Origin of the sequence: Paenibacillus sp. DMB20 (genome assembly GCF_000987955.1) — a bacterium.
Classification (GTDB): domain Bacteria; phylum Bacillota; class Bacilli; order Paenibacillales; family Paenibacillaceae; genus Paenibacillus_AQ.
Window position 1 is genome coordinate 1 of sequence record NZ_LAZU01000023.1, and the last position, 23,865, is coordinate 23,865.

At 48.4% G+C, this 23,865-nt stretch carries 20 protein-coding genes, 3 pseudogenes and 1 riboswitch; of the genes and pseudogenes, 2 read left to right on the forward strand and 21 right to left on the reverse strand.

Features of this window, described 5'->3' with window-relative positions:
- Positions 1–428: 428 nt before the first annotated feature.
- The 11 genes and pseudogenes from XI25_RS10395 to XI25_RS10445 all read right to left on the reverse strand — a co-directional run bounded on the left by XI25_RS10395 (position 429) and on the right by XI25_RS10445 (position 10,331).
- Entirely contained in the window at positions 429–725 is a 297-nt protein-coding gene (locus XI25_RS10395; RefSeq protein ID WP_046678535.1) for a DUF5677 domain-containing protein, read from the reverse strand.
- Between the two features lie 25 nt (positions 726–750).
- The gene (locus XI25_RS10400; protein ID WP_046678536.1) at positions 751–1,056 is read right to left on the reverse strand and encodes a DUF5677 domain-containing protein; all 306 of its coding nucleotides are present in this window, start codon (positions 1,054–1,056) and stop codon (positions 751–753) included.
- 235 nt (positions 1,057–1,291) lie between these two features.
- Positions 1,292–1,951 carry an NUDIX hydrolase gene (locus XI25_RS32080; protein ID WP_082112315.1) on the reverse strand — a complete coding sequence of 220 codons (660 nt, stop codon included), beginning with the start codon at positions 1,949–1,951 and terminating at the stop codon, positions 1,292–1,294.
- A gap of 294 nt (positions 1,952–2,245) precedes the next feature.
- Entirely contained in the window at positions 2,246–3,274 is a 1,029-nt protein-coding gene (locus tag XI25_RS10410; protein WP_046678537.1) for an NAD(P)H-dependent amine dehydrogenase family protein, read from the reverse strand.
- A gap of 445 nt (positions 3,275–3,719) precedes the next feature.
- Positions 3,720–4,553 (reverse strand): MerR family transcriptional regulator, encoded by an 834-nt coding sequence (locus tag XI25_RS10415; RefSeq protein WP_046678538.1) that lies wholly within the window; start codon positions 4,551–4,553, stop codon positions 3,720–3,722.
- 106 nt (positions 4,554–4,659) lie between these two features.
- Positions 4,660–5,304, reverse strand: a complete 645-nt coding sequence (locus tag XI25_RS10420) for a hypothetical protein (protein ID WP_046678539.1) — start codon at positions 5,302–5,304, stop codon at positions 4,660–4,662.
- A 106-nt stretch (positions 5,305–5,410) separates the two neighbouring features.
- Positions 5,411–5,795 (reverse strand): annotated as a pseudogene (locus tag XI25_RS10425) (VOC family protein).
- Positions 5,796–5,818: 23 nt separating this feature from the next.
- Positions 5,819–6,691: a MerR family transcriptional regulator gene (locus XI25_RS10430; RefSeq protein WP_046678540.1), complete on the reverse strand. Its 873-nt coding sequence runs from the start codon at positions 6,689–6,691 to the stop codon at positions 5,819–5,821.
- Between the two features lie 148 nt (positions 6,692–6,839).
- Positions 6,840–8,066 (reverse strand): MFS transporter, encoded by a 1,227-nt coding sequence (locus XI25_RS10435; protein WP_046678541.1) that lies wholly within the window; start codon positions 8,064–8,066, stop codon positions 6,840–6,842.
- Between the two features lie 22 nt (positions 8,067–8,088).
- Positions 8,089–9,087, reverse strand: a complete 999-nt coding sequence (locus XI25_RS10440; protein WP_046678575.1) for an ROK family transcriptional regulator — start codon at positions 9,085–9,087, stop codon at positions 8,089–8,091.
- A gap of 296 nt (positions 9,088–9,383) precedes the next feature.
- Positions 9,384–10,331: a GNAT family N-acetyltransferase gene (locus tag XI25_RS10445; protein WP_046678542.1), complete on the reverse strand. Its 948-nt coding sequence runs from the start codon at positions 10,329–10,331 to the stop codon at positions 9,384–9,386.
- 251 nt (positions 10,332–10,582) lie between these two features.
- Between XI25_RS10445 and XI25_RS10450 the strand changes: the two genes are divergently transcribed.
- Entirely contained in the window at positions 10,583–12,970 is a 2,388-nt protein-coding gene (locus XI25_RS10450) for an Ig-like domain-containing protein (protein ID WP_046678543.1), read from the forward strand.
- Between the two features lie 427 nt (positions 12,971–13,397).
- Here the strand turns inward: XI25_RS10450 and XI25_RS10455 are convergent, their stop codons facing one another.
- From XI25_RS10455 to XI25_RS10495, 10 genes and pseudogenes are all read right to left on the reverse strand, one after another.
- Positions 13,398–13,886 carry a DUF6033 family protein gene (locus XI25_RS10455; protein WP_046678544.1) on the reverse strand — a complete coding sequence of 163 codons (489 nt, stop codon included), beginning with the start codon at positions 13,884–13,886 and terminating at the stop codon, positions 13,398–13,400.
- A 150-nt stretch (positions 13,887–14,036) separates the two neighbouring features.
- Positions 14,037–14,186: a hypothetical protein gene (locus XI25_RS33335; protein WP_160308903.1), complete on the reverse strand. Its 150-nt coding sequence runs from the start codon at positions 14,184–14,186 to the stop codon at positions 14,037–14,039.
- Between the two features lie 184 nt (positions 14,187–14,370).
- Positions 14,371–15,333 (reverse strand): Gfo/Idh/MocA family protein, encoded by a 963-nt coding sequence (locus XI25_RS10460; RefSeq protein ID WP_046678545.1) that lies wholly within the window; start codon positions 15,331–15,333, stop codon positions 14,371–14,373.
- 17 nt (positions 15,334–15,350) lie between these two features.
- Positions 15,351–16,730: an extracellular solute-binding protein gene (locus XI25_RS10465; protein WP_046678546.1), complete on the reverse strand. Its 1,380-nt coding sequence runs from the start codon at positions 16,728–16,730 to the stop codon at positions 15,351–15,353.
- A gap of 42 nt (positions 16,731–16,772) precedes the next feature.
- A complete protein-coding gene (locus XI25_RS10470; protein ID WP_046678547.1) occupies positions 16,773–17,642 on the reverse strand; it encodes a carbohydrate ABC transporter permease in 870 nt (289 codons plus the stop codon).
- A gap of 57 nt (positions 17,643–17,699) precedes the next feature.
- Positions 17,700–18,648: pseudogene (locus XI25_RS36210) on the reverse strand (carbohydrate ABC transporter permease).
- A 239-nt stretch (positions 18,649–18,887) separates the two neighbouring features.
- The gene (locus tag XI25_RS10480; RefSeq protein ID WP_152669114.1) at positions 18,888–19,088 is read right to left on the reverse strand and encodes a DUF4127 family protein; all 201 of its coding nucleotides are present in this window, start codon (positions 19,086–19,088) and stop codon (positions 18,888–18,890) included.
- A 65-nt stretch (positions 19,089–19,153) separates the two neighbouring features.
- Positions 19,154–19,378: a DUF4127 family protein gene (locus XI25_RS10485; protein WP_046678549.1), complete on the reverse strand. Its 225-nt coding sequence runs from the start codon at positions 19,376–19,378 to the stop codon at positions 19,154–19,156.
- A gap of 176 nt (positions 19,379–19,554) precedes the next feature.
- Positions 19,555–19,872 carry a hypothetical protein gene (locus XI25_RS10490; protein ID WP_046678550.1) on the reverse strand — a complete coding sequence of 106 codons (318 nt, stop codon included), beginning with the start codon at positions 19,870–19,872 and terminating at the stop codon, positions 19,555–19,557.
- A gap of 162 nt (positions 19,873–20,034) precedes the next feature.
- On the reverse strand, positions 20,035–20,901 hold the full coding sequence (locus XI25_RS10495) for a C40 family peptidase (RefSeq protein WP_046678551.1): 867 nt from the start codon (positions 20,899–20,901) through the stop codon (positions 20,035–20,037).
- Positions 20,902–20,903: 2 nt separating this feature from the next.
- Positions 20,904–21,044: riboswitch (cyclic di-AMP (ydaO/yuaA leader) on the reverse strand.
- Between the two features lie 776 nt (positions 21,045–21,820).
- Here XI25_RS10495 and XI25_RS10500 point away from each other — a divergent pair.
- Positions 21,821–23,856: pseudogene (locus tag XI25_RS10500) on the forward strand (endonuclease MutS2).
- The last annotated feature ends 9 nt before the right edge of the window (positions 23,857–23,865 follow it).

The following is a 23,865-nucleotide window of genomic DNA, read 5'->3' on the forward strand; positions in this document are numbered from 1 at the left end:
GAAATTCGACTCTCTTTCAATTCTATCAGCAAAAAACGAGACGAAGGCAAACCGGCAAAAGTCGCAATTGTCGCTGCTTCTCATAAGCTTTTACGCATTATTTTTGGCATGTGGAACTCAGGATCGGCATTTCAGGCTCATTAAACTCTTAAATTGGATTCTAATTCCAGTTTCGTCTGCTCTCATGGGTAGGTTTATTTAAGTATGTACAATTTTGGAATGACAAAGATTATTTTATCGAAGACTTGACTTTGATTAGCTGGTTTAGTCGAAGTTATTCTGCTTCTTCGCGCACTCTTTCAAATTCTTCTCGAATTAATTTCTGGCATTTATTCCACTTCTCCATTAATTCATCCGTATTCAAATTCATGTTTTTCAAAGAAATATATAATACTATCCTTGAAAGTTCACATGACTTAGACAAAATGTCAGTTGCTGAAAAAAATTAAGGGGCCTACGGCTACTGATAATTCATCATTTTCGTCGAACATAAAACCTTTAGATGCAGTTATATTAGAATGCACATAACTTGAATCAAGTTTATAAACTGCTTCATACCAAAAATCCATATTCACATCTTTAGCCATATCTGCAATAGAAATTTCAGACCATTGAGATTTATTCTTATAATTGCTTTTAGTCGCTTCATAATTTTCTTTAATTTTATTGCGACGTTGTTCATCTATTTTAGAACCACCGTAATGTTTCTCAATAGTTTCAAGCAACCTATGTTCTGCTATATGCCTATATTCAATAAATCTGTCCAATCTTTTTTTCTGGTTCTTTAGATATGTATGCAATAACAATGGCGATTTCGACCATTGTTCTGAGAATAACGCTTGCATCCTCATTAAATCCCGAAACTACTAGTAGCCGAAACGACAGCATTGATTTATGGAACTTAGCTAGAAAATAAAGAGATGTATGCGATAACAAGTTATTTGGAACTTCGCCTCCTAACAAATATTTATCCAGCTCTAAGACCATTAATTTGTGAGCTTCTAATGATTTTGAGTGACGTATTTCCATATCATTTACTACTTCTTTGATATACATCTATCGTCCTCCTCAAGAATAATTTCGACTAACGTTCCTGTATCCACGACGTCCCACCGACTTAAGCGACCATCGGGAGCGGCCGCGATGCGGTTAGTCGGTGCGGATGTGTCCGCCTGATTCCTCTTCCCTGCCAATCTCCTCGAGCGGACCGAGGAGCCATCAGGCTCCGAAGTGTGGATATGATGTTATACGAAGGTCGATGCTTCTCTGATACACTCACAAAATACTCTTATTAGATATCCTTCAATCTTTGAATATCATTACGTGAAACATAGATATAGTCTCCAGTAAACCCTGGACCTAATGATTCTATCTGTATTAGTACATCTTCATATGATTCGTGAATTATTGTATGATTGCCAATTATTCTAAATCGATCATTAAGTAAATTAGGATATAATAGACGGTTTCTCTCTTTGTCTTTGAGTTTATATAACGGTTCCTTTGTTCTTGTTTTCAATAATATCTTGCTTTCTTGTTCAGCTAAACTTAATAGTTCAGTTCGATGACCGACGCCTTCAAGTTTTGTAATAAGCTGCCGTGCAGTTTCGAAATTTAGCACGACCCTGCCTGAAGTTTCATAGCCTTCAGGTACAGGTAAATACTGTTTGACTCGAGCAACTACAAATACAGTATACGTATCAGTAGATTCCCAATACCATGAAGCTATTGGTATTCTATGCTTTTCTAATACAAGACCCGCTTCTTCGATTGTTTCACGATTGAGTGCTGTATTTAGATCTTCGCCCTCTTCAATCCTTCCACCTACAGTAGTCAATGTTTTCTCATTAATATCCCAAACAAATATCACAGATCCATCTTCGGTAATAGGTAGACTATGGATCCCAGCAATCTTCTTATCTTTAGGGTATTCATGGATAGCCTTTAACATCTAATCATCACACCTTACAGATAAATTGGTTTTCGCACTTCCGACTTTCGTATAACTCCATATTCACGAAGTTCGTGAATACCTCAATAATACGCTTGTTGCCGAACTTCGTAAATACACCTCATAAACACTAGATTTACGAATATTTTCCTGTACTTTAGCGGGTTTTCAATAAGCAGCGTAAAATCCTAAACTAGATAGCCGTCCTTCCAACCTGCCTCATAAAATACCCTCTCTCCCCTTTTACATCAAAAAAGCGACAGCCAGCAGCTGTCGCCTTGATATACTATCAATTTACTTAACATAATAATGTAGCGGATACGTCCGGTATTGGGCTGGCGGCATTTTTTCGGAGGTGTAGAAACCGGCCGGGGCCTGGAGAAGATCGGGGATCCGGTTGACCACCGTCGCGCACGTAAGCTCAACCGTGGCAGGACAGGAGATGTTTACCTCGGTTTTCGGTTCGCCCTGAATGACCCAGTCGTTATGGTCCACCTCATCCTCGGCATACACTTTGCCGATGCACTCGGTCACGATGACCGGACCTTGATGGGTCACCGTCGTGACAACAGCGGACATACCGGTGGCATCGCCTGCGGGAATCGTGCGGCCGAGCGTCGTGGATTGCAGATCCTTGTCATGCGTCATCGGCACAAGCTGCTGTTCCATCGATTTGATCGTCCAGCCAAATTGCGAGCAGAGCCATTCGTTCGCATTTCTCATGAAGGACGGGAGATCGTTGTTGCTCGCGATTTTTTCCTCGAATTCCTTCAAGGTCAGGCCGGCCCCATGCACTTCCGCAAGCGCAATGCCGTATTCCTCAACGTTGTAGCTCGACTTGCCTTCGATTCTCGTGATCTGATGAGTCGCTCCAGCCAGTACGGTGATGAGATTGCCCCAGAATACGTCCTGATAACCGGAGCCTGTCAAAGTACAGCCGTTGTCTTTCGCCAACCGGTCGAGACGGCTGGTCAATGCAGGGGAGGTTGTCCACGGATAGAAGGCTTCTTCGCATGTACTGATCGCGTTGACGCCATGACGGGCTGCCAGCTCGAACGCTGCATAGGTATCCGCCATCAAGCTGGTCGTTGATATGATGCAAACCTGCGCATCGCACTCTTTGAACACCTGCTCGGCATCGGAACGTATAGGTACATTCAGCTTCATGCCCAATCCCGCCACATCGCCAACGTCCTTGCCGACAACGCTCGGATTCACGTCGATCGCTCCGACGATTTCCGCGCCTTTTTCATGCAAATATCTTAGGAAAAACAAACCCATTTTCCCGCAGCCATACTGAATCACTCTAATTTTCTCTTTCATGATGGACAACCTCCCACAGATATTGTTATTTTTTTCACATATATCTTGTTGCAACATATTCCAGGAGCTCCTATGTCCTTATCATAAACTCTATAGTAGCTATAGAGTCAATCCTTTTCCGTGATTTCAGCAAGTATAAACTTCAAGGAAAACGCATCCTGATATCGTAAAAGAAACTATCGTTAAAACGGTCTGTCTTCTTGGAGCATTCGTCGATAGACGTTTCCTTCTAGATATAGAATTCATAAGTTATACGCAAAGCCGATGCGAATTCTATATCGCAAGAAAGCCTACTTATAATCGCGGTCGCTCATCGGGAAATTGCTTCGATTGAGGTTTTGTTATAGATATAGAATTGATAAGTTATCAGCGAAGCTGATAGAATTCTATATCGCAAGAAAATCTACCTTATAATCGCGGTCGCTCACCCGGGAATGGCTTCGATTCAAGGTTTTGTTATAGGAACCTGCAGCTTCATGAACATTTTTCGTTCATCGGTATGGAAAACCGGCAGCTCCACGACCACCTCGCAGATATAATCGCCAATCACTTCGTAACCCTTGTCTCTGATATGGTTCAGCAGCCGTTCGGCATATTCCCGTTCCTGAAAAAAGCTGCTGCAATAAATACACGCATACTCATGTTCCGGAATGATCTCCACCCCGGTTTGCATCTCAAAATCTTCGTCAACAAACAAAAACACCTCCGTCGAGACAAACTGTCCCCGTTCCAATGCCTCCCGGCGAATAATCGAGCCGACATTGCAAAAATAGGCCATCGGCAAATGGTTGACGATTGCCTGGTTACGAAGCTCCCTCAAAATATATTCATACGTTTCTAGCGGATGTTCGTAGATGTTGACCTCGCTGTCGTAGCAGTAAATTTTTCGAGCCGGGATATGCTGAAGCATGATGCTTCCGTCTTCCGGCGCATTCATATATGTATTGTAATTCCGAATACTGAGCTGGATCGCTTTGTCCATCTGCTCGAGTTCCTTGCGTTTTTGCTCGATAAGAATGGCCTGCTGGTGCAGCATCACGGGAATGGAGGTTATGTCTTCACTGTCGAACCAAGCCATGATGTTCTCTAAGGACATGCCCAAAACCTTCATATAATGGATCATGTCCAGCCTCGCACATTGTTTGATCGAATAGTAACGGTAACCGGTCTCCTCATCGACGAACTCCGGCTTTAAAAGTCCCAGCTTGTCGTAATAACGAAGCGTCTGCACCGATGTATGGTTCAGTTCCGCCATGCGGCCAATCGATAGTTTATCCATGATGTGTTCCTTCCTTCATTACCTAATCAAGTTACCAATACCAGACAGCAAAAAGCACAGCACAGCGCCGCAACTCACGCCCTGAAAGGCACCCGCTGACCATCGCTTAAGAATCAACCTCGGTCGCTATCCCGACTTGACGCAATTCCCCCATTGCCGATGCCACATCCGGATTCAGCTTTTTGACCATTTCCTCGCTGACCTTGCCACCGCTATAGATTTGCCCGACAATATCGTTCGAAACCTTCATCTCATAATAACTCTCGGCCCACTCGACATAATCCTCCGGCGTTTCATAAATCATGCCCAGCAAAAAATCGGAGCCGTCATCCAGGATCTGGGAATTTTTAACATCCCCTGTTCTCCACGCCGAATCGCCGGATACCCGCCATATACAGAAGGTGGCGTTTTCCTTGTTTAAGGCCTCGTCATCAAGCCGTTTTAGCAATGAATCGGGTGTCTGATCATATATGCCGGGCCAGACCTCATCATCATCCCTGGCATGGGGACTCATGTCCGACTCATGATCAAACCCTTTGATTATGACGCCCTCTGGCGCGAACACGATAAACCCATCGTCGCCCGCACCATTATCGATGCTTGCTAAAGCGGCGTCCTCTCCCCATTTCGGATCAAAACGGTATCTGCGCAGCCATTCCTCGGGACATAGAATGATATCGAGCGCGCTCAAAGCCATCAAACGCCGTTTTAATGCCTCCGGTTCCAGCAAAGGTTTCGGCCAAATGTTCATATATCCCAGACCTCCAAGATCATCTGCATAAAAATCCACCATGAGATTCTACATATGAATCTAATAAAAATCTACATAAGTATCAACAGTAATAAGCCGCAAAACCCTAAATCGTAATTTCAATCAAATTGCCTTCCGGATCCAGAACAACGCTCTCAAAATAACCATCCCCCCGTCGTTCTCGGCTCGCTGAAAATGGTGAACCCGTCTTTTCGCAACGTTTCCGTCAGCCCAATCACCTTGTCTTTACTTCCTACCGAAAAAGCAAGATGTGCGTACCCCATAAAATTGATTCTGTCCGCTTGATCCATTAAGCCGGGTTTCCGCATCAGCTCGATTCTTGCACCACTTTCGAAGGACACAAAATAAGACTCAAATCCCTTGGCCTCGTTCGTATATTTATCATTCGGAACCCCATGAAAGTATTTCATGTAAAATGCCTTCATTGCTTCCAGGTCACGAGTCCATATGGCTAAATGTTCGATTTTCATATGCAACCTTCCTTCTTTCCGGATTAGAGATTCCCCATATCGGGTAATTTGTTGAGCAATTTCTCATTGGCTTTAAGCATCTGCGTGTAATATGCATCATAGGCCGGGCTTAATCTCCTTATAGCCGGAATGAAACGATCATAATAGCCGCTATTTTCGCCAAACTTTCGAAATAATTCCTGGAGTTTTGCCATGTTCGAATTTTGGTACTCCTCTGACCTTTTGAATTCCGCATATTGGGTAATATCATCTTTGTTCTGTTCCCAAAACGTATCAAAATCATGAAAAGCCGTTCTCATAGCCGTGGAAAGGGTTTCGACGTTCTCCTGGTCCATAGCAGGATCCGCTTCGTCCAAAATCGATTGAAGCTCCTCCGGGATCGCGATGGAATCCATATTGTCCAGGAAATCAACCATTTCGTCATACAATCCTTTTTGTTCCTCTGTTTTGATCGGTTCGTTAAGAAACTGGCCGAAGTGAAAACTCACGTATCTCCCAAAATATCCCGGAAACGCCCTGACGAGCTTTTCCTTTATGGTCGTTTGTTGATCCAACAGATTGAGTTCGTCTTCGATTTCATATACGTCCTCGCCATCGATCAGCCGTTCCATCAATCCGAGGCGGGATACATGGGCTTTAACCTGAATCTCCTTAGCCTGTTTAATCGTGGACAGGGTGCGTTTCTTCTCTTTGCTCTCCAGCACCCGTTTAATCTCCTTGGTATTTAAATCCAGTTTTCGAAGCAAGGCGATTTCTTTCAAAATAGACAGATCGGCGTCGGAAAAGATTCGATATCCGTTTTCGCTGATTTCAGGCGACACCAAGCCCTTGGACTGATAATACGCGATCGCCTTTTTGGTCAAACCCGTCCGCCTGCAAATCTCGTTTACATGCATCCCTAACACCTCCTGATTACAGTGTAAGGCGTTCCCTTGGGGATCAGTCAATTACCTAAGGAAATGGAGCGTCTGACCAAATATTCTACGTTCAAATTCAACATACTCAACCCATCTGTTCTTCCTAAAGCTCAACCTTTAATTCCCTTTACGCATCAAGAGCTTGTTCTGAAAATTTTCCGTTCTTCTTTCGCATAAATACATTCAGTCTCTCCGAAAACAGGAACATGGCTGCTGCGGACACAATGATATACAGCGGGAATATCCCGATCGTTGAGCGGGAAGCCAAAAAGCCGAGAAGGGGCGGCATCAGCGTGCTGCCGGTATAGGCCACCGCCATTTGGTAGCCCATGATGGTTTGAGCATGCTTTTTCCCGAATCGGATCGGGGTTTCATGCAGCATGCAGGGATAAATCGGAGCCAAACCCAAACCGATGATCATGAAGCCCGCAAGCGAAAAACCGGACGGCAGCGGCAAAACGAGAAGCACCGATCCGGCCAAAGCCGTGATCTGCCCGCTCCGGATCAGGGCTTTGTTGCTTATCTTGAACGTGATAAATCCGCTAATAAACCTGCCGATCGTGATGCCCGCAAAATATAACGAGACCCATTGCGCCGCCGTAGCTGCAGTAAGGCCTTTCACGTTTACCAAAAAGCTGCTTCCCCATAGACCCACAGTCGCTTCGGCGCCGCAATAGAACAGGAAGGAGACGAGAGCCAGCTTTACTCCCTTAATCTGCAATGGCTTGCGCGGCTCATCTCCATCCTCGACGCTCAAGCCTTCCTGATCCTCCCGCTCTTGATTTGATCCGGTACTGCGGCTTGCTGCTACCCGGTCCCATAAAGGCAAGGTAAGAAACAGAATGACGACCAGCGCGAATTGAATGCCGGAAACCGCCAGATAACCGCCTCTCCAGGAAGATTCTCCGGAGATAAACCGAGCCATGATCATGGGGCTAAGCGTTGCGCCTACTCCCCAAAAGCAGTGCAGCCAACTCATGTGATGCGCCTTATAATGGGCCGCCACGTAATGGTTCAACCCGGCATCGACGGTTCCCGCGCCCAATCCCAAAGGGATCGCGCAAACGATCAGCCAAACCAGGGACGGTGAAAAAGAAAAACCCAACAAAGCCGCTGCCGTCATGATACAGCTGACAAGCGTTACTTTACCCGTACCGAAGCGCTTCAGTATGGCACCGCTCGCCAGGCTCGATACGATCGTGCCGGAGGCGATAATCATGAACAGAAGGCCTGCCGTCTCAAGCGGCGCCTGAAAGTCCGGCTGCATGACCGGCCATGCGGAGCCCAGCATTGAATCGGGGAGCCCCAAGCTGATAAAAGCCAAATAGATAATCAATAAAAAGAAGGTAGCCATAAATAAAATCTCCTACTCTCGTCTATATGCCCGGTTCAGTTATCATGAGGTTAAGCCCAAGATGCTGCAAACCCTGGATATAGTCCAGTTTCCAATCGCTAACGATAAGTTCGGGCAGATGCTGGGCCGGAAAATAAACAGCGCTCCTGTCTGCAATCCGGTCCAGGATAGCCTGATTGACTTCATCACGGTTAAAAACAATCCGGTTCGGATTAAGGATCGCCCCGAAAGAAGCAACCAACCGGCTGACGGCATCCATCCCCTCTTCATGAAGAAAAGCTTGTTCCGGTTTCTTTCCATCGTATAAAGCTTGCTGAAAATTCCGGTCATCGTATTGGGGAATAAATGAAACCTCCCCCGAAAAAAACGTACTCCCACGCACGACGTCTCCGTTGACCAAAATCCCCGCTCCCGGACCGTTCTGACCGAAATACAAGTAGACCAGGGACGGATTATTTTTATGATCCAATCGATGGTAATAGCCCAGGACGGCAGCATTCATGTCATTCTCCACGGCGACGGGAATGGAGAACCTCTGTTCCAAGTATCCCTTCACATCGGCTTGATCGAACCGCTCATAACCCGGGATATAAGTGATCCGACCCTCATGAACCGAAGCGGGAACGCCGACAGCGAGGGAGCGTATCCTCGGATACTTCTCGATGATCTCTGCAATATGCTCAGCGAGGCTTTGAAGATCCTCCATCAGGACGCTGGCCTTATGAAATTGTGCCTTCACTTCACCCAAGCAATTGAATACCGCGTAATTCGTTTCCGTTTTCTCCAAAAAAACAGTCAAGCCCAGCATATACTCCGGGTTGTAAACATAACGTTTAGCTCTTCTTCCTCCGCTGGAATCATCCATTCCAGCTAACGCAAGCTCTCCCTCCTCCTCCATTTGGGACAAAAACTTGCTGACGGTCGGAAAGCTGAGCCCCAGCTTTTTGCTCAGTTCGGCAATCGTTGCGCTTCCTTGTGTCAAAAGCGCCCCGCGGATGCCGCTCCGAATCGCTTTCTTCATCTCTTTTGGATCTGTAACATGCTCATTCACTTTGTTCACCACCTCTTTTTAAAACTTATTAAACACGTTTAATAAGTCCCCGCGATCATAACAGAAACTCCCTCAAATGAGAAGCGGATTTTTTTGAAGCGGTTACACCAGACATCGGATGTCAAGGTTTCTACGCCCGCTGTCACCTAATGGTTTGCTCGTGGCCCTGTATGGCGCGTCATCTTATCCTCGACTTCGTGCCACGTGCAGCAGCCATACACCGCGCGCCGGAAGAGTCACGCGGTAACGTTTTCGAATTCGGGACATCAATCCATTTTATGAGGGAGATGGAACTTCTGCACTTCCAGCGGTCCCGGCATGAACCCCAAGTTGTAATAAACCGATTCTGCGGTATTGCCCTGCATCACATAGAGTCTTAACACAGGATAGTGATCTTTTAAGCCGGTTAATGCTCGCTTCAACATTTTAGTAGCGATGCCTCTTCCATGAAAACCCGGCATTACTGCAATTTCATATACGGCTGAAAAAGTGCCTTCGAGGGAAACCAAACAGGCGCCAACCAGCTTGTTCGTCTGTTTTTCATAGACTAACGACGAAGCATTCAAACAGACCTTATTCGTTAGATAAGGATAAGAACCAATCATCGAAATATACGAATCCACTGTTTCCTGCTTTCTCCTTACGGCATCAATCCTTCCGATGTTGCATTCGTAGAAAAACTTCGTAATTTCATCCTGGTCTATTAACTTTTTATCCTCATTCTCTGTTCGTATTTTCGGTTCTATAACGATAAGCTCACCATCCCAATCCACTGTAAATGCTTCCGTGGGACGCTGCATCCAGCGGCATCGAAATTCATCGGGCCAAAACCCGGCTCGTGCGAACAAATCCGCTTGCTCTGGCAAAATCTCATAGACAATGATCGGTTTTGATGAATCTGACCATTGGATTAAGGCATTTTTCAGTATTTTCAAAACCATTCCTTCCTCGTTAAACGGCGGGATAAAGAACAAAAGATATAGCACATTGGGCTCTATGACCACGCCACCCACTTTATCTTCACCTTTATATATCCAAAAAGGATCTCTTCTCAATTGGAAATCATAAACTTGCTCTTTGAAAAAGCCGTTATACTCTGAACTATAATAAACGGAACAAAATATCCCCCATTCCGCTTTATCTGCTTTCTGCAGCCTGAACTCATCGGATAAAGGGTATGTTTTCTGTTCGATTGACCATGGACTCAATTTCATTTGTACCCTGCCTTTTCTATTAATCGATATAACCATTTAAGCATGGTCCCTCAAAACGACAAACTATATTACTCCGCCTCAAAAAGACTCTTCCGTTTTTTCTCCTTAAAGTTCTATTTCGCTATTTGCGTAATATCTAAAAAAGTAAGCGCTTTTATCGCACCAACAACTCATTTTCTGTAATCCAGCATCTGCAGCATTGTTCACGGTCAACCATATTTTACATCAAATGGACAAGGATGTGAAAAACGATGTTATCACGGTTGCGAAAGTACGGGCTTTTATGTATGGTCGCGGTTTTGGTTGCGGCATGCCTTCCCTCGCCCCCTGCCAAAGCTGCAGCACAGATCACGATTGATTCCCATCAAGAGGGTCAAATCATTGCCCCCGGCATGACGGAGCTGCAGGGAACATACTCCGGCGTATATGATATCGAGCTGATCGTCAACGGCATAACGATGACGGACGTACTCACGGATGACCCGAACGGCGATGACGGCGGCACCTGGTCTTTCAAGCTGGATACGACCAAAATGGACGGAACGGCAGAGGTTGTACTGAAGGCAAAAGACGCGATGACCAGGTACGGGGTCTGGTCCCCTTTTATCCATCTTAATATCGATAATCCCGAGGCGAACATTCCTCTTGTTCAGATTACCATTCCTGCCGAGAACACGCTGCTTAAAAACAAAGTAAACGTCATAATCTCGGTTGAAGGCAAAAATTCGATCGAGCTTGTCCAGCTTCGCATCAACGGGGGCGAATGGCAGCCGGCTCGTCCAGCCAACAGCGGATACATATACAGCTGGGATACGCGTCAAGCCGCAAATCGTGTTCACAGCCTGGAAGCCAGGGCAACGGATATTTACGGAAACACGGGTTACAGTTTAACCGTTTATGCAAGTACCGGTTCAAGGGCATCAATCAGCCAAGATGGAAACGAAGCGGTTTCTGACCACATTGACGTGGAAAATCCGCTAAAGAAGCCCAGCAGCGTAACCGACAGCGTATATGCCGAACCTGCGGCAGATACGGATATGGAAGCAAGCCGATTACATGATAAAAATCCATTGCTGCCGGAACAGGATCGCGCGATCTGGATATGGGAGAACGCCTCCTATCCCCTTGTGCTGAACCCGAACGCCCGGCATGTCCTCTCCTCCATGGCCAAGGATACGTCCACCTTTAACCAGCGCCCGATCACGACTTTATATTTGGGCGTGGACCAATACCACGGAGCGAACATGCTGGAGGATTATCGAACCGAGGTCCGGCATTTCGTGGAATGGGCTCACAACGAAGGCTTTTCCGTTCAGGCATTGATCGCCGGCGGCACCAAGCCTCCCTACTTCGGGGCCTACAGCCGTTATCATGCCCAGGCCGTAAGGGAATTCGAAAAGGTGCTGAATTATAACTTGGCCTCTCCGGAATCAGCCCGTTTCGACGGGGTCAATCTGGATACGGAGCCGTATATTTTGCCTGATTTCAAGACGGCGAAGCCTTCCGTTCAAGTCCAGTATCTCGACATGCTGAAGCTTCTTATGGAACGAAAACAGGCTTCGGGTCTTACCCTACCCGTGGGAGCCGCCATTCCGAGATGGTACGACACCTCTCCCGATGCCGCCGATATTCCTTGGAACGGCGAGACCAAATGGTTGTCCGAGCATATTCAGGACACCGCCGATTACATCTCGATCATGGATTACCGGGATCAGGCAGACGGTTCGGCAGGAATTATAGCCCATGCCATGGGCGAGCTGGCCTATGCATCCCGGATCGGAAAGCCCAAATCGGTCGTGATCGGGGTCGAAACGAAGGATATTGCCGATGGCGGCGATCCCGAAACGATAAGCTTTCACGAAGAGGGCCGTTGTTTTATGGAGCAGGAGTTGAAAAAGGTGTACGCCGCTTTTCCGGAAGACCCTGCTTTCGGAGGCGTTGCCCTTCATCACTACTCCTCGCTCCTTGACTTTCCGAGCGAATGGGGACCGGCCGGCTTCAAATGGGCTCCGCCTGCGGATCGCGAACCTCCGGGCGTGGTCAGCGGGGCCGTCACGGCGACCGCTTTTGATTTTCAAAGGATCGATATAACCTATGGCATGGCACAGGATAACGGCGCAGTGAATGAGTACCGTATATACCGGGGGACAGAGCCTGCATTTGAGGTTGGACCTGAAACCTACGCCGGAAGTTCCGAAGGGCTCGTTTTCAAGGACAAGGGACTGCTGCCGGATACGACTTATTATTATAAGATCACGGCGGTGGATGTCAGCGGGAATGAAGGGCTGCCTAGCGAGGCGGTATCGGCCGTAACCGCGCCTTCCACGCTGAAACCCATGATCATTGGGCAAATGGACATCTCCTATGCGGCAGGCAAAGCCTCCGTCACGCTGCAGGTGGTCGATATGGAAACCAAAGCCCCCGTTCCGGCAAACGTTAGCGGACGTTTCACTCATATGGCTGGAAGGTACGTCCATGCGATGACGAATGCGGAAGGATTCTTTCAGTCCCAGTCCGAGCAAGTATCGGCGGCTCAAGGGGAAATCGGTTTTCTGCCCCGGCGTATTATGGCCGATTCTTACTACTGGGCCAGCGCGTACGATCAGACCCCTTATCCAACGGCCGTTTGGTCGCCCTGAATCCTTTTCCCATTGACTATAATTTAGGCATGCAGCCCGGGCGCAAACCCGGGCTGTCTATTGTTAAAGCTATTGCGTCATACGAACGGAGTACCATTCCAGTGAATTCTGCATTCATCTCGTGAACCATCATCGACAATTTTATAGAATGGCAGAAGACTGCACTCAGGAGACTTTTTCAATTGCGGAAGGCTTCGATTGGCGAATCTATAGAACCTCGTATATTGAATTCGTTTTAGAACGAATCAGAGAACGTTTTTGTCCCCAATCCTGTCCGGAGATTAATCCTGAATAAGGAGCATCCTTCATATAACTCAGAGGTACATCTGGTTGTAGCGACTTTGACATAGCAGAGAGCCGATCCTTTTGCGTGTGGATTGATTCCAATCGCGCCTGTTCCTCTTGTTTCTTCTTCTGCTTTTCTGCTTCAATTTTTTTTGCCTTTCTCTACTTCTTCCGGCGAGGTTACCGAAGCGCTCCATACTGTTCGTGTGCCATCTTCGTGAATGATCAGGCTGGAAGCAACCGTAGTAATGCCATACATCTTATCCGTCCGTTCAAAGCCCGGACGTTCTACATTCGAATAATAATCGATGTATCCTTCCACCTTCGCTCGAAGTGCAGGATCGCCTATCATTTTTTCCGCAATGCTGGGCGCAATCATGACATCCATCATTCCGCCGCTTTTGCCTCGTCTGACGATTTCCTCTTCATTTTTGGGGATGGCCTCCAATCCTACGGACAGACCATATTTTTTGGAAATTCCATCCCTAACCCCTTCCAAATCGACCTTTGACAATAGCTGCTTAAAGTCAACGGAATCGGAGCTTCCGCTTACAACGTTGCTTTGCTTCAAATGCCGCATGTTCATGGCTGATGCCAAATACTCCATATTGTTGGCTGCACTTATATTCACTTTACAACCTCCTTCAAGAATTCATAGTCGACACAACTACCAAAGCTTCCAGCACACTCCTTAATGGTAGTATCGGCATTAATAGAGATTGTCGTTACCTTTTTTTTAGTAACAAATAGCACAATGAGGGTGACTTGTCTTTATTTCCTTTCATAGTCTTTCGCAAGCAATTGCATCTGGATAACCGTCTTCATCCACTTGGAACAAAAAGGAATAAGAATCATCCTTCAGCTTTGAAAAATAGTAATCTTCATCTTGAACAAGCCTTGGGTTTCCGTATATGAATCCATGCTTTTTCATAGTTTTCGAATTCGTCCCCTTTTCCCTTTATGGTTTCTGAAGTTTATACTTTCTTATCTCATAAAAAAAAAAAACGGCCAAAAACGGCCGCTTTTCACTATAAAAAACTATAGACCAACAACTTCATCCAAAAATAAATATCGAACAGAATTCAAAAAAAGTGGAATATTACACCCGAGTACGTTCATATAATCATCACTGGTAGTCCAGTCTGGGCTGATTCATTGGCAGCCAGCGTAACCTCCAGGGTATATGCGGCATCTTCGTATGGAGCAAGAATCAAGCTGCGGTCTCCGGTAGCCACTGCCTGGATGAAAGCATCGTCCTGCTGCTTGTAAAAGTCGCTCTTTCCCTGCCATATGGTCCTTCTGCCCGGTTCAACGATCGCAAGCGTGGTCCCTTTGATCGTGACCCGGAAGTCCCTGCCCATAATTTCAAGGGAAGAACGGTCCTCCGGCTGAGGCAGAAAACCCGTATCGATATGCCCGAGCGCCCCGGACGCAAACACCAGGTTGACCGATGCTGCGTCCGGCGTCGTAATCCCCGGAATGTCGCGATGGAGAAGAAGCGCCATATCGGCGGACACTTTTCGCACGGGGCCGGCCAAATACAGCATCAGATCCACGTTATGCGTGGTTTGTTCCACCAGCTGCCCGCCTGATTTCGCATGGTCGATCCACCAGAATGCCGGAGGCATTCCGCCAAAACGATAGGCACGGACCATCCCGATCTCTTTTCCTTCTAGATACTGCCTTGCCCGTTGTACCGTCTCCATGTATCTCAGGCAGTAGCCCGTGCCGGCCAGAATGCCCGCTTCCGAAATGACGGCCGCTTTACGCCGAACTTCATCCATATGAAGACCAACCGGTTTTTCAACGAGAAGGTGGATGCCCTTGCGGGCAGCCGTCTCCTCGATCTCTCCATGGACGAACGGAGGAACGCATAGGAAAAGCGCATCCAATCGTTCTTTATCCAGCATATCGTCCACCCGGGTGTACGGTACCGCCCCATACCGCCGGGCAGCGGCTTCCGCCAGCTCCGAAACGATGTCGCATACAGCGACGAACTCGGCTTGTTCATTTGCTTCGATATGCTTGAAATGCTCTGCCGCAATAACTCCTGCGCCAACCACGCCGATGCGAACCATGTGCAGTCCTCCTTCACTTACTTCAGATTAGCCGACCATTTTTCGGCGCGCGCCTGCAGATCGTCGAGGAATTTTTGGATGTCCGGCGCATTTCCGGACGCTGCCTGGCTGATAAATCCGTTGATTGCCGGAGCGATGTCGCTCATATAGAACGGATTTGCCTCATCCATCAACTCGGAATGGCCCACATCGGCGATTTCGAGCGCTTTTTTCACGAACTTGTCTTCCGGCGTGACAAAATCGGCGGCCTTCAATGTCGGGCTACTGGAAAAATTTTCATACATATATTTTTGCGTCATGTAGCTGGTCATGAATTTCAACACTTCCCAGGAAGCGTCCACGTCTTTCGCGTTTTTTGCCATGACGAACGGGTCGACCGCAACCCATCCTTCGCCTTTCGGTCCCATGTTCAGCACGGGCTCAAAACGGTCCAACAGTTCCTTGTTCTGCTTCGAACGGTATTCGCTCATCGTGGAGCCTCCGCTGGAATCGAGCGCGATGGCGATGTTATTCTTCTCGAGACCGAAGTTTTCCGCGCCCTGGGCGTTCACGAATCCGGCCGGCGGCAGCTTGGCGGCTTCCTTCAGCCATTCCAGCACCTTGACCATTTCCGGGGAGTTCAGATGCCACTTGATGCTTTTCACGTCCTTCAACGTTCCTTCCGCCCCTTTGGCGCCGAAAGCCAGGGTTAACGCAACGAAGGTCGATCCGTTCAGCGAATTGCCGCTCCAGTACAGGCCATAGTTGTCTTCCCCGGTTTTCGGATTTTTTCCGGTCATTTTCTTGGCCTTTTCCAATATCTCATCCGGTCCCGCCTGGGCGGACAGCGGCTCGACTCCCCAGTCCTCAAACAGCTTCTTGTCATAAATCGTCATCCGGCGGCCCAGGACGGCCGGTATCCCGAACTGTTTGCTCCCGTCCGGCGATTTGGTGCTGTAGGAATTGTTCATGATGCCTTCCAGGTAGGTGCTTGCATCAAACGATTTATCCTTTTCGATCAGATCATCCAGATCCCGCAAAAGTCCGTCCTGGTACCATTGCGATGCGAAGGCCCCGCCGGTATAAAGCACGTCCGCGTCGCCGGACAGCAGCATGGCCGTCTGTTTTGCCTTCACGTTCTCCCACGGGATTTGGTAGACCTCAAGCTTGATGTTGGGGTACATTTTCTTGAACGTTTTGTCAAGATATTCGTTGAGGCCGATCGTCGGGTTGCCCGTCAGGGCATCGATCCCGTTTTCCAGCTGCCAGCCCGCGAGGGCCATGCGCACGGTCCCTTCCATGTCCGACACCTTCTCGATCTTGACGCCGCCGGTTACGTCTTTACCCGAGCTGTCCGAGCAAGCAGCCATGGTAAACGCCAGCATAAAGGATAAAATCAGCAGTACCGCTTTTTTCATAACCCGTTCATCCCTCCATCAAATAGATTTCCTATGGTTTCATTACTGCTTGATGCCGGATAGCGCGATGCTCTCGATGATATAACGCTGCAAAAACAGGTATACGATCACGACCGGGATCAGGCTTGTCGTCGTGGCGGCCATGATAATGGACGGCTGCTGGTTGATCCCGTTGTTGTAGGTGAACATGGCCAGGCCGATCTGGATCGTATACTTGGCCGCCGATTTCAGGATCAGCAGAGGCCATAGCATGTCGTTCCATACGCCGAGAAACAGCAGGATGACCATGGTTGCGATAATCGGCGTGCAAAGCGGCAGGTACACCCGGCTGAACACCGTAAACTCCTTGGCGCCATCGAGTACGGCGGCTTCCCGCAAGCTGCTTGGCAGTTGATCGAAGAACGCTTTGGCCAAAAAGGTGCCGAACGCATAGTTCATCGCCGGCAAATAAAAAGCCAGGTAATTGTCGACCAAACCGAGCTTGCTGAACAAAAGGTATTGCGGAATCATGGTCATTTCAAACGGAATCATCATCGTGCTGAGCGCAAGCAGCAAGACGAAATTAGCTCCTTTAAAGCGCAGCTTTGACAAAGCGTAACCCGACAATAATGCGGACAGCGAGCTGATCACGATGACCCCGGCACTTACCAGCGTCGAATTGCCGATATAGCGGAACATTTTGATATTCGTAAACGCAGCCTCGAACGTCCGCAGGGAAGGCTCCTCCGGCCAGATTTTCGGCGGAAATGAAATGTTGAGCCGCGCTCCCCAATCGAAGCTTGTCACCAGCATCCACAAAAAAGGCACAATCATCACAAACGAGCCCAAAAACAGAACAATGCTCAAGATCAGCTGATTCAGCGTGATCGCTTTACGACGCACGGTTTCCTTGGGCAAGGCTGTACCGGCCATGGTCTCCCCCCTGTCCTTTTAGTAAACGATACTTGGATTGGCGAATGAGGATCATCGTTAATCCAGACTGTCCTTGCGGCGGTTAAGCAGCATAAGGAAGACGGTCAGGATGAGGATAATCAGGAACAACAGATAAGACACTGCGGTCGCCAAACCCATCTGCGAGGCCAGGAACGCATTCCGGTAAATGTAAAGCACCACCGTCATCAGGCTTCCGCCCGGATTTCCCGCGGTTCCCCCGATGAGCCATACATCGGTAAAGCGCTTCATGCCCCCGATGGTTCCCATGATGAGCATGAACACAAAGATCGGCCGCAAATACGGGATGGTGATATACAGCCACTTCCGGTACGTGCCCGCCCCGTCCACCTCGGCCGCTTCATACAGGTCTCGTGGAACGCTTTGCAGGCCGGCCAGGAAAATAATCGTGTTATAACCCAGCGCTCCCCATAAACTCATCAGCACAATGCTGTACCGCGCCACCTCCGGATTGGTAAACCAGCCGACCGGATCCATGCCGAACAAACCGATCACAAAGTTGATCAACCCTTCCTTGGACGGAAAAAACAAAAAAGAAAACAAAAGACTCGTCGCTACGCCGGACACCACGTTGGGCAAAAAAATACACCGCTTTGAAAAAATTCCGCCCGAAATGCCATTTCAAGTTGTTGATCAAACTGGCCAAAATAAAAGAAAGTGCAATTCCCAACAGAACGGACCAGATCCCCATCATGAACGTGTTTGAAAGCGCTTGCCAAAATAAGGAATCTTCAAGCGCATAACTGTAATTGCTTAGTCCCACCCACGTGCCGGTCAAATTCAGACCCGATGTTTGATGAAAGCTCATAAACAAAGCGGCAAACATCGGATAGATGGCAAATACAAGGACACCGATGATGAGCGGAGCGCTGAATAAATAGCCAATCCAGTCATTTCGGGTAAATCTGAATTTCCGCTTGGGCAGCCTCCTAACCGTGAGCATGTTCCCTTCAGGGGTGGATGACAAATCGAACCTCCTCCTTTCTTGAATAACCGAACAACGTATCGCCGGCTGGACAGGTGAAGCTAATCCATTCTGTACATGTTTATTTGGACGAATCGGGATTATGTATGTTTCTTTTGGAGTAGCCCGAAGTCTCTTTTTACTTGGCGACCTCTTTTTTTTCGACAAAAAAACCTGCGGCATCGCCACAGGTTTGCTTACCCCAATCGGTTATTAGGAATCCAATATGAAATACGGGATGATCATTCGTCTTCTGCCAATGAAACGGACAAGCCTGCTTCAAACATGCGGCTCCAAGGCATATAACAGTCTTTGATTTGAATCCGGTACGGTGCCGCATCCAAATAGCGTGCCGCAAACTGCTCCAACTCCCGGCGAACCAGATTCGTGCTGACGTGCCGACTCGAGCATCGGTCCGCCCGCCGCATTGTTGCATAACACAAGATCCGCATCCCGCCAGAAATCGCATAACAGTCCGCCTGCCGCCAATATTTGATGTTTTACGCTTTCATGAAGCATGCGGTCTTCGTATAAGGATGGCGCCGTTCGCGTCTTTCGCCTCCGCTAAAAGCCACTCCCACAGAGCCTCCACATGGCCAGGCCGTTTTTTGAGCCCCATCAGCTTCCGGCCCGGTCTTACCAATTCCACGTCCGTACCCTTGGCCAGTTCGGCCGGAAAATCGAAATTGCACGGCCGTTCATCCAACGGAATATACAACATTTTCGTTTTCATCGACTCCCCCCATGACATTTTTGGGGGCAGCCCTGCACCGCTCCCGTTTTCCACTCCATATTAATACTTCAGGGCGAATATGGAAGCCGCTACATCGGGCTTTTGGATTCATATGCTAAAAAAATAAAGAACCTGCGGTACCGCCGCAGGCTAATGAACGCATCATCCAGATGGCTTTATAACAGCAGGGTAATCGCCAGCAGGTCAAACAAAGCAAGCGGCAGGATGACACTGCTGTAATACGGGTTAAACGGCGGATAAAAACCCGGATAAAATCCCCGGCTTTCCCCTATCTCCACGCTAAGATACAAAAATTTGAAATCCACCTTCATGACCGTACCTTCATAAACCTCGTCATCTACCGTTTGGATCCGTACTTTTCGGTTAACCATGTCTTTAATCGCACGATACGCCTTATCTTTATGTTGTTTCATGGTATGCGCGAGATGATGGTCGCATTGGTACACGACTTGATGCCCGGGGTAGTTTGACATGAATATCACTCCTTTGCTCTTCTACCCGCATTGTATGCATCAGCCCGCTACAGGGTGTATGCCTATTTTCCCCCTTTGCGCCCGCCCAAATAAAAAAACGGCCGTCCCTCAAACCATCATTCCGATGATTGGGAACAGCCGTCTCTTGCATTTTATCAAAATTTATAATACCCGGTTTGCGCCGTTATACTTGGGGCCCCAATAGGAGCTGCCCAAACTCGCAATCGTTACGCCGCTGTTTGTGGCCGAAATAAACTTGTTATCCCCTATGTATATCCCCACATGCGATGTCGAAACCTTGTTCGTTACAAAAAACACGAGGTCTCCGGGTTTCAGATTGCTTTTGGATACCGCTGTGCCGGCATGGTTATGCATGGAAACGGAGCTGCGCGGCAGGCTGACGCCCATCTTGTTGTACACGTATTTAACGTAGCCCGAGCAATCAAATCCTGCGGAAGGCGATGACCCACCCCACACGTATTGGGTGCCCTGATATTGCTTGGCCAGCGATACGACCTTATTGCCGGCGGAGGTGGCGTGAGCCGGTGCCGTCCAGGCCGGTTTATGGCTTTTTCCGTCGGTGCTGATCATGGCTAGTCTGTTTTTGGCGTTCCATTCCAGGGAATACCCGAAGGTTTCGCTTACAAAACGAAGCGGAACATAGGCTCGTCCGTTAACGACCCGCATGCTTGTATCCATGGCGACTTGTTTGGAGCCAACGCGCGCTATTTTCGAACCGGATTTCAATACGACGACCTTGCTTCCCTTTACTATCGTTACTTTATCTTGGGATGCGCTGATTTTTTCATAATGGACGGCGGCACCCATTTTTTCCGAGATCATGCGAAGCGGCACTTGGGTATAGCCTTTGCTGTCTGCAAAAGGCTGGCCATCCGAGAAAGGCACTAAAGAGTCATTGATTTGAACTTTAATCGAAGAAACTGCTGCGTCTGCCGAAGTCGGCGCAAGTACAAGGGTTGAGGCGGCAATTGCCCCGGATACGATTACGGTTTTAAGAAAGTTATTCATGATGTCATCCTCCTAGTTGCTTCCGAGGTTAGTTGTCGGATTCGGAACGAGGCATTCCTAGTTTATGTAAAATAAACATTCACCCCATATAAAGCTCCCCCGTACCAAACGTTCTGCTCGTTTGGATTCAGCATGTTTAAACCAAGTTAGCCATTATAAAGTAACATATCCAGCTCACGATTTTACGTCTAAATTGTGAACATTCCATGAAATTATGAATATATTGTAACTATTTAACTGTAATTGATACCTCTTTGTTACAAATTGGAAATGGAGTTAAGCCGATCTTGACATTTTACAAATGAATACATTATATTTAAGCCATATCCTCAACTTGAAGGAGAGATTTTGATGTCGGTGGTTGTTCTTAACTAACCCAATTTCATATGCCAAGCAGAAACGAATCCATCGTCTAATTCAAGGACGAGCGCGGTTCTGCGTAAAATATAAGCCAAGTGTCACGGAATTCGATGCTTTCTTATATTTTGGAAAAAACTGTAACATGGCCCGAATAGGCTATGTCTATTTTCTTATGGTTTTTTTCGGCTATGCAATCTAGTTAAGAACGACGGATATCAATTGAAGCCCGGGAGATCTTTCCCTATATATGGCGTCCATGATCCGTGCTGTCTTCAGCACGGATTTTTTAAGGTACCGAAGCAGACACCTCGTGGAAACATGCTTTCCGTACCATAAGAAAAACTACCGCTTTATGCGGTCTGTCTGCATTGGGTTAAAACCGGCAGAGGTTTTTCTGATCATGGGTTATGCAAGTCAAGCATGTCTACCCTGTGATCCAAGGACGCCATAAATAATGGAAAACTCGATAACAAGGCGGAGAATGAACCTGTGTTCATTCTCCGCCTTTTTTGTTTACCGGCAAAAATCTTCATCCAAATGAAAAGGAGCTAATTTAACCATGAACACAGCCGCATTTAAAAAATTGCAGTACGACAAAGTTCAAGAGGAACTGGAGCGGTTCGCGCTCTCCTATCTCGGCAAAAAGCACATCCGGGATATGGTTCCCCTCACCCAGCTGAAATCGGTCCGGCAGCGTCTGGATGAAACGGCAGAGGGCGCGGTGCTGCTGCGGACGGGTGCCAGCGTTCCGATCCCTTCCCTGGAAGGAATCGAGCCCGTATTTCAGCTTCTCGGCACCGGCTATGTCCTGACCGAGCGCGATTTTACCCATATCATACAGTTTTTGCGCAGCTGCAGGCAGCTGATCCGTTACATGGCCTCCAAAAAGGAGATCGCGCCGACGGTCAGCTCCTACGCGGCATCCATGTATGAGCTCGCTCCCCTTCTATCCGGGATCGAACAGTGCATTCACGGCGGACGCGTCGTTGACGGCGCCAGCAAAGAGCTGGCCAAAATCCGAAAAAAAAATCATCGTTGCCGAGGATCGGATCAAGCGCAAGCTGGATTCCCTGCTCAGCAAGCACCGGACGATCATGCAGGAAAGCCTGGTCAGCAAACGAAACGGTCGCTATGTGCTCCCGATCAAGAAAGAACACCGCAAACTGGTGAATGGCGTCGTATTGGATGAATCGGCCAGCGGCCAGACGGTATACATCGAGCCCAGCGACGTATCGAATCTTCAGATGGAGCTCAGTTTTTTGCGAACCGAAGAAGCCCGTGAAGAGACGAAGGTACTCAGCGAACTGACCGCTTTGGCCGAAAAATACAGCCATGAGCTGCAGCTTAACGCCGACACGGTCGGCATGTATGATTTTATTGTCGCGAGGGCGAAATATGGATTATCGATCGGAGGACGAAGCGTCAAGTTGAATGATCAAGGCGTGATTAAGCTGAACCAGGCCGTCCATCCCCTGCTCGGCCATGCCATGATCCCGCTTGACTTCTCCATCGGACGGCGATATTCGTCGCTCGTCATCACGGGTCCCAATACCGGCGGGAAGACGCTGACCCTGAAGACCGTCGGTCTTCTGAGCCTGATGGCACAGTCGGGTCTGCTCATTCCGGTTGGAGAAAACAGCGAGTGCTGCGTATACGATCAGGTATCCGTGGACATCGGCGACGGCCAGAGCATCGAGCATGCCCTGAGCACCTTCTCGGCACATATCCGAAACGTAAACGAAAATCCTGCGCTCGGCTAATGACAGGACGCTCATCCTGCTCGATGAAATGGCCTCCGGAACGGATCCCGGGGAAGGCGTCGGCCTCTCGATCGCCGTGCTCGAGGAGCTGCACCGCCGCAAGTCCACCGTGGTCGTCACTACGCATTTTACCGAAATCAAAAACTTTGCCGGGTCCACTCCGGGCTTTGAGAATGCGCGCATGGAATTCGATACGGTGACCTTGGAGCCGAAATATCGGCTCGTCATCGGCGAGGCCGGCCAGAGCTACGCTTTTGTCATCGCCGAAAAACTGGGGATACCCTCGTCGATCATTGCCCGTTCGCGGGAAATCTCCGAGGCAGGACTGGGCACGACGAACGCTTCCAAATCCCCTGGCTTGTTTAACGGATTTCCGGAGGCATCCGAAATGGCAGAGACGCCGGACGGGAGCCGGGCGGATGAGGCAGCCGATTCCGAAAATTTTGACGAACAAAATGCCTTTCAAGCTGCGTCTCCACACCCTGAGCCATGCAAACCGAAGGACATGATCCGCGAGGTGGACCGGAAAGATGAGGAAGTCAGTCTCCCCCGCACTCTTCAGCTGGGCGATGCCGTGTATGTTCCTTACCTGAACCGCACCGGGATCGTCTGCGAAACCCAGGATGCCCGGGGCATGGTAGGCGTCATGATTCAGAAACAGAAGATCAAAATCAACCATAAGCGCATCCGGCTCCATATCGAGGGCAAAGACTTGTATCCTGACGACTACGACCTGGATATTGTTTTTGAAACCAAGGAAAACCGGAAGAAACGCAAACTTATGGAGCGGAAACATGTGGAGGGCTTAACCATTGAAACGAAGACCGAGAATTGATATCCCCGG

Coding starts and splice junctions, on each gene's coding strand:
- XI25_RS10490 (WP_046678550.1), bottom strand. CDS start 19,872: ATGTCAAACTACCCCGGGCATCAAGTCGTGTACCAATGCGACCATCAT.
- XI25_RS10460 (WP_046678545.1), bottom strand. CDS start 15,333: ATGGTTCGCATCGGCGTGGTTGGCGCAGGAGTTATTGCGGCAGAGCAT.
- XI25_RS32080 (WP_082112315.1), bottom strand. CDS start 1,951: ATGTTAAAGGCTATCCATGAATACCCTAAAGATAAGAAGATTGCTGGG.
- XI25_RS10410 (WP_046678537.1), bottom strand. CDS start 3,274: ATGAAAGAGAAAATTAGAGTGATTCAGTATGGCTGCGGGAAAATGGGT.
- XI25_RS10440 (WP_046678575.1), bottom strand. CDS start 9,087: ATGAAGAAAGCGATTCGGAGCGGCATCCGCGGGGCGCTTTTGACACAA.
- XI25_RS10435 (WP_046678541.1), bottom strand. CDS start 8,066: ATGGCTACCTTCTTTTTATTGATTATCTATTTGGCTTTTATCAGCTTG.
- XI25_RS10445 (WP_046678542.1), bottom strand. CDS start 10,331: ATGAAATTGAGTCCATGGTCAATCGAACAGAAAACATACCCTTTATCC.
- XI25_RS10485 (WP_046678549.1), bottom strand. CDS start 19,378: ATGAAAACGAAAATGTTGTATATTCCGTTGGATGAACGGCCGTGCAAT.
- XI25_RS10450 (WP_046678543.1), top strand. CDS start 10,583: ATGTTATCACGGTTGCGAAAGTACGGGCTTTTATGTATGGTCGCGGTT.
- XI25_RS10465 (WP_046678546.1), bottom strand. CDS start 16,730: ATGAAAAAAGCGGTACTGCTGATTTTATCCTTTATGCTGGCGTTTACC.
- XI25_RS10420 (WP_046678539.1), bottom strand. CDS start 5,304: ATGAACATTTGGCCGAAACCTTTGCTGGAACCGGAGGCATTAAAACGG.
- XI25_RS10430 (WP_046678540.1), bottom strand. CDS start 6,691: ATGCATGTAAACGAGATTTGCAGGCGGACGGGTTTGACCAAAAAGGCG.
- XI25_RS10470 (WP_046678547.1), bottom strand. CDS start 17,642: ATGGCCGGTACAGCCTTGCCCAAGGAAACCGTGCGTCGTAAAGCGATC.
- XI25_RS33335 (WP_160308903.1), bottom strand. CDS start 14,186: ATGAAAAAGCATGGATTCATATACGGAAACCCAAGGCTTGTTCAAGAT.
- XI25_RS10415 (WP_046678538.1), bottom strand. CDS start 4,553: ATGGATAAACTATCGATTGGCCGCATGGCGGAACTGAACCATACATCG.
- XI25_RS10400 (WP_046678536.1), bottom strand. CDS start 1,056: ATGTATATCAAAGAAGTAGTAAATGATATGGAAATACGTCACTCAAAA.
- XI25_RS10495 (WP_046678551.1), bottom strand. CDS start 20,901: ATGAATAACTTTCTTAAAACCGTAATCGTATCCGGGGCAATTGCCGCC.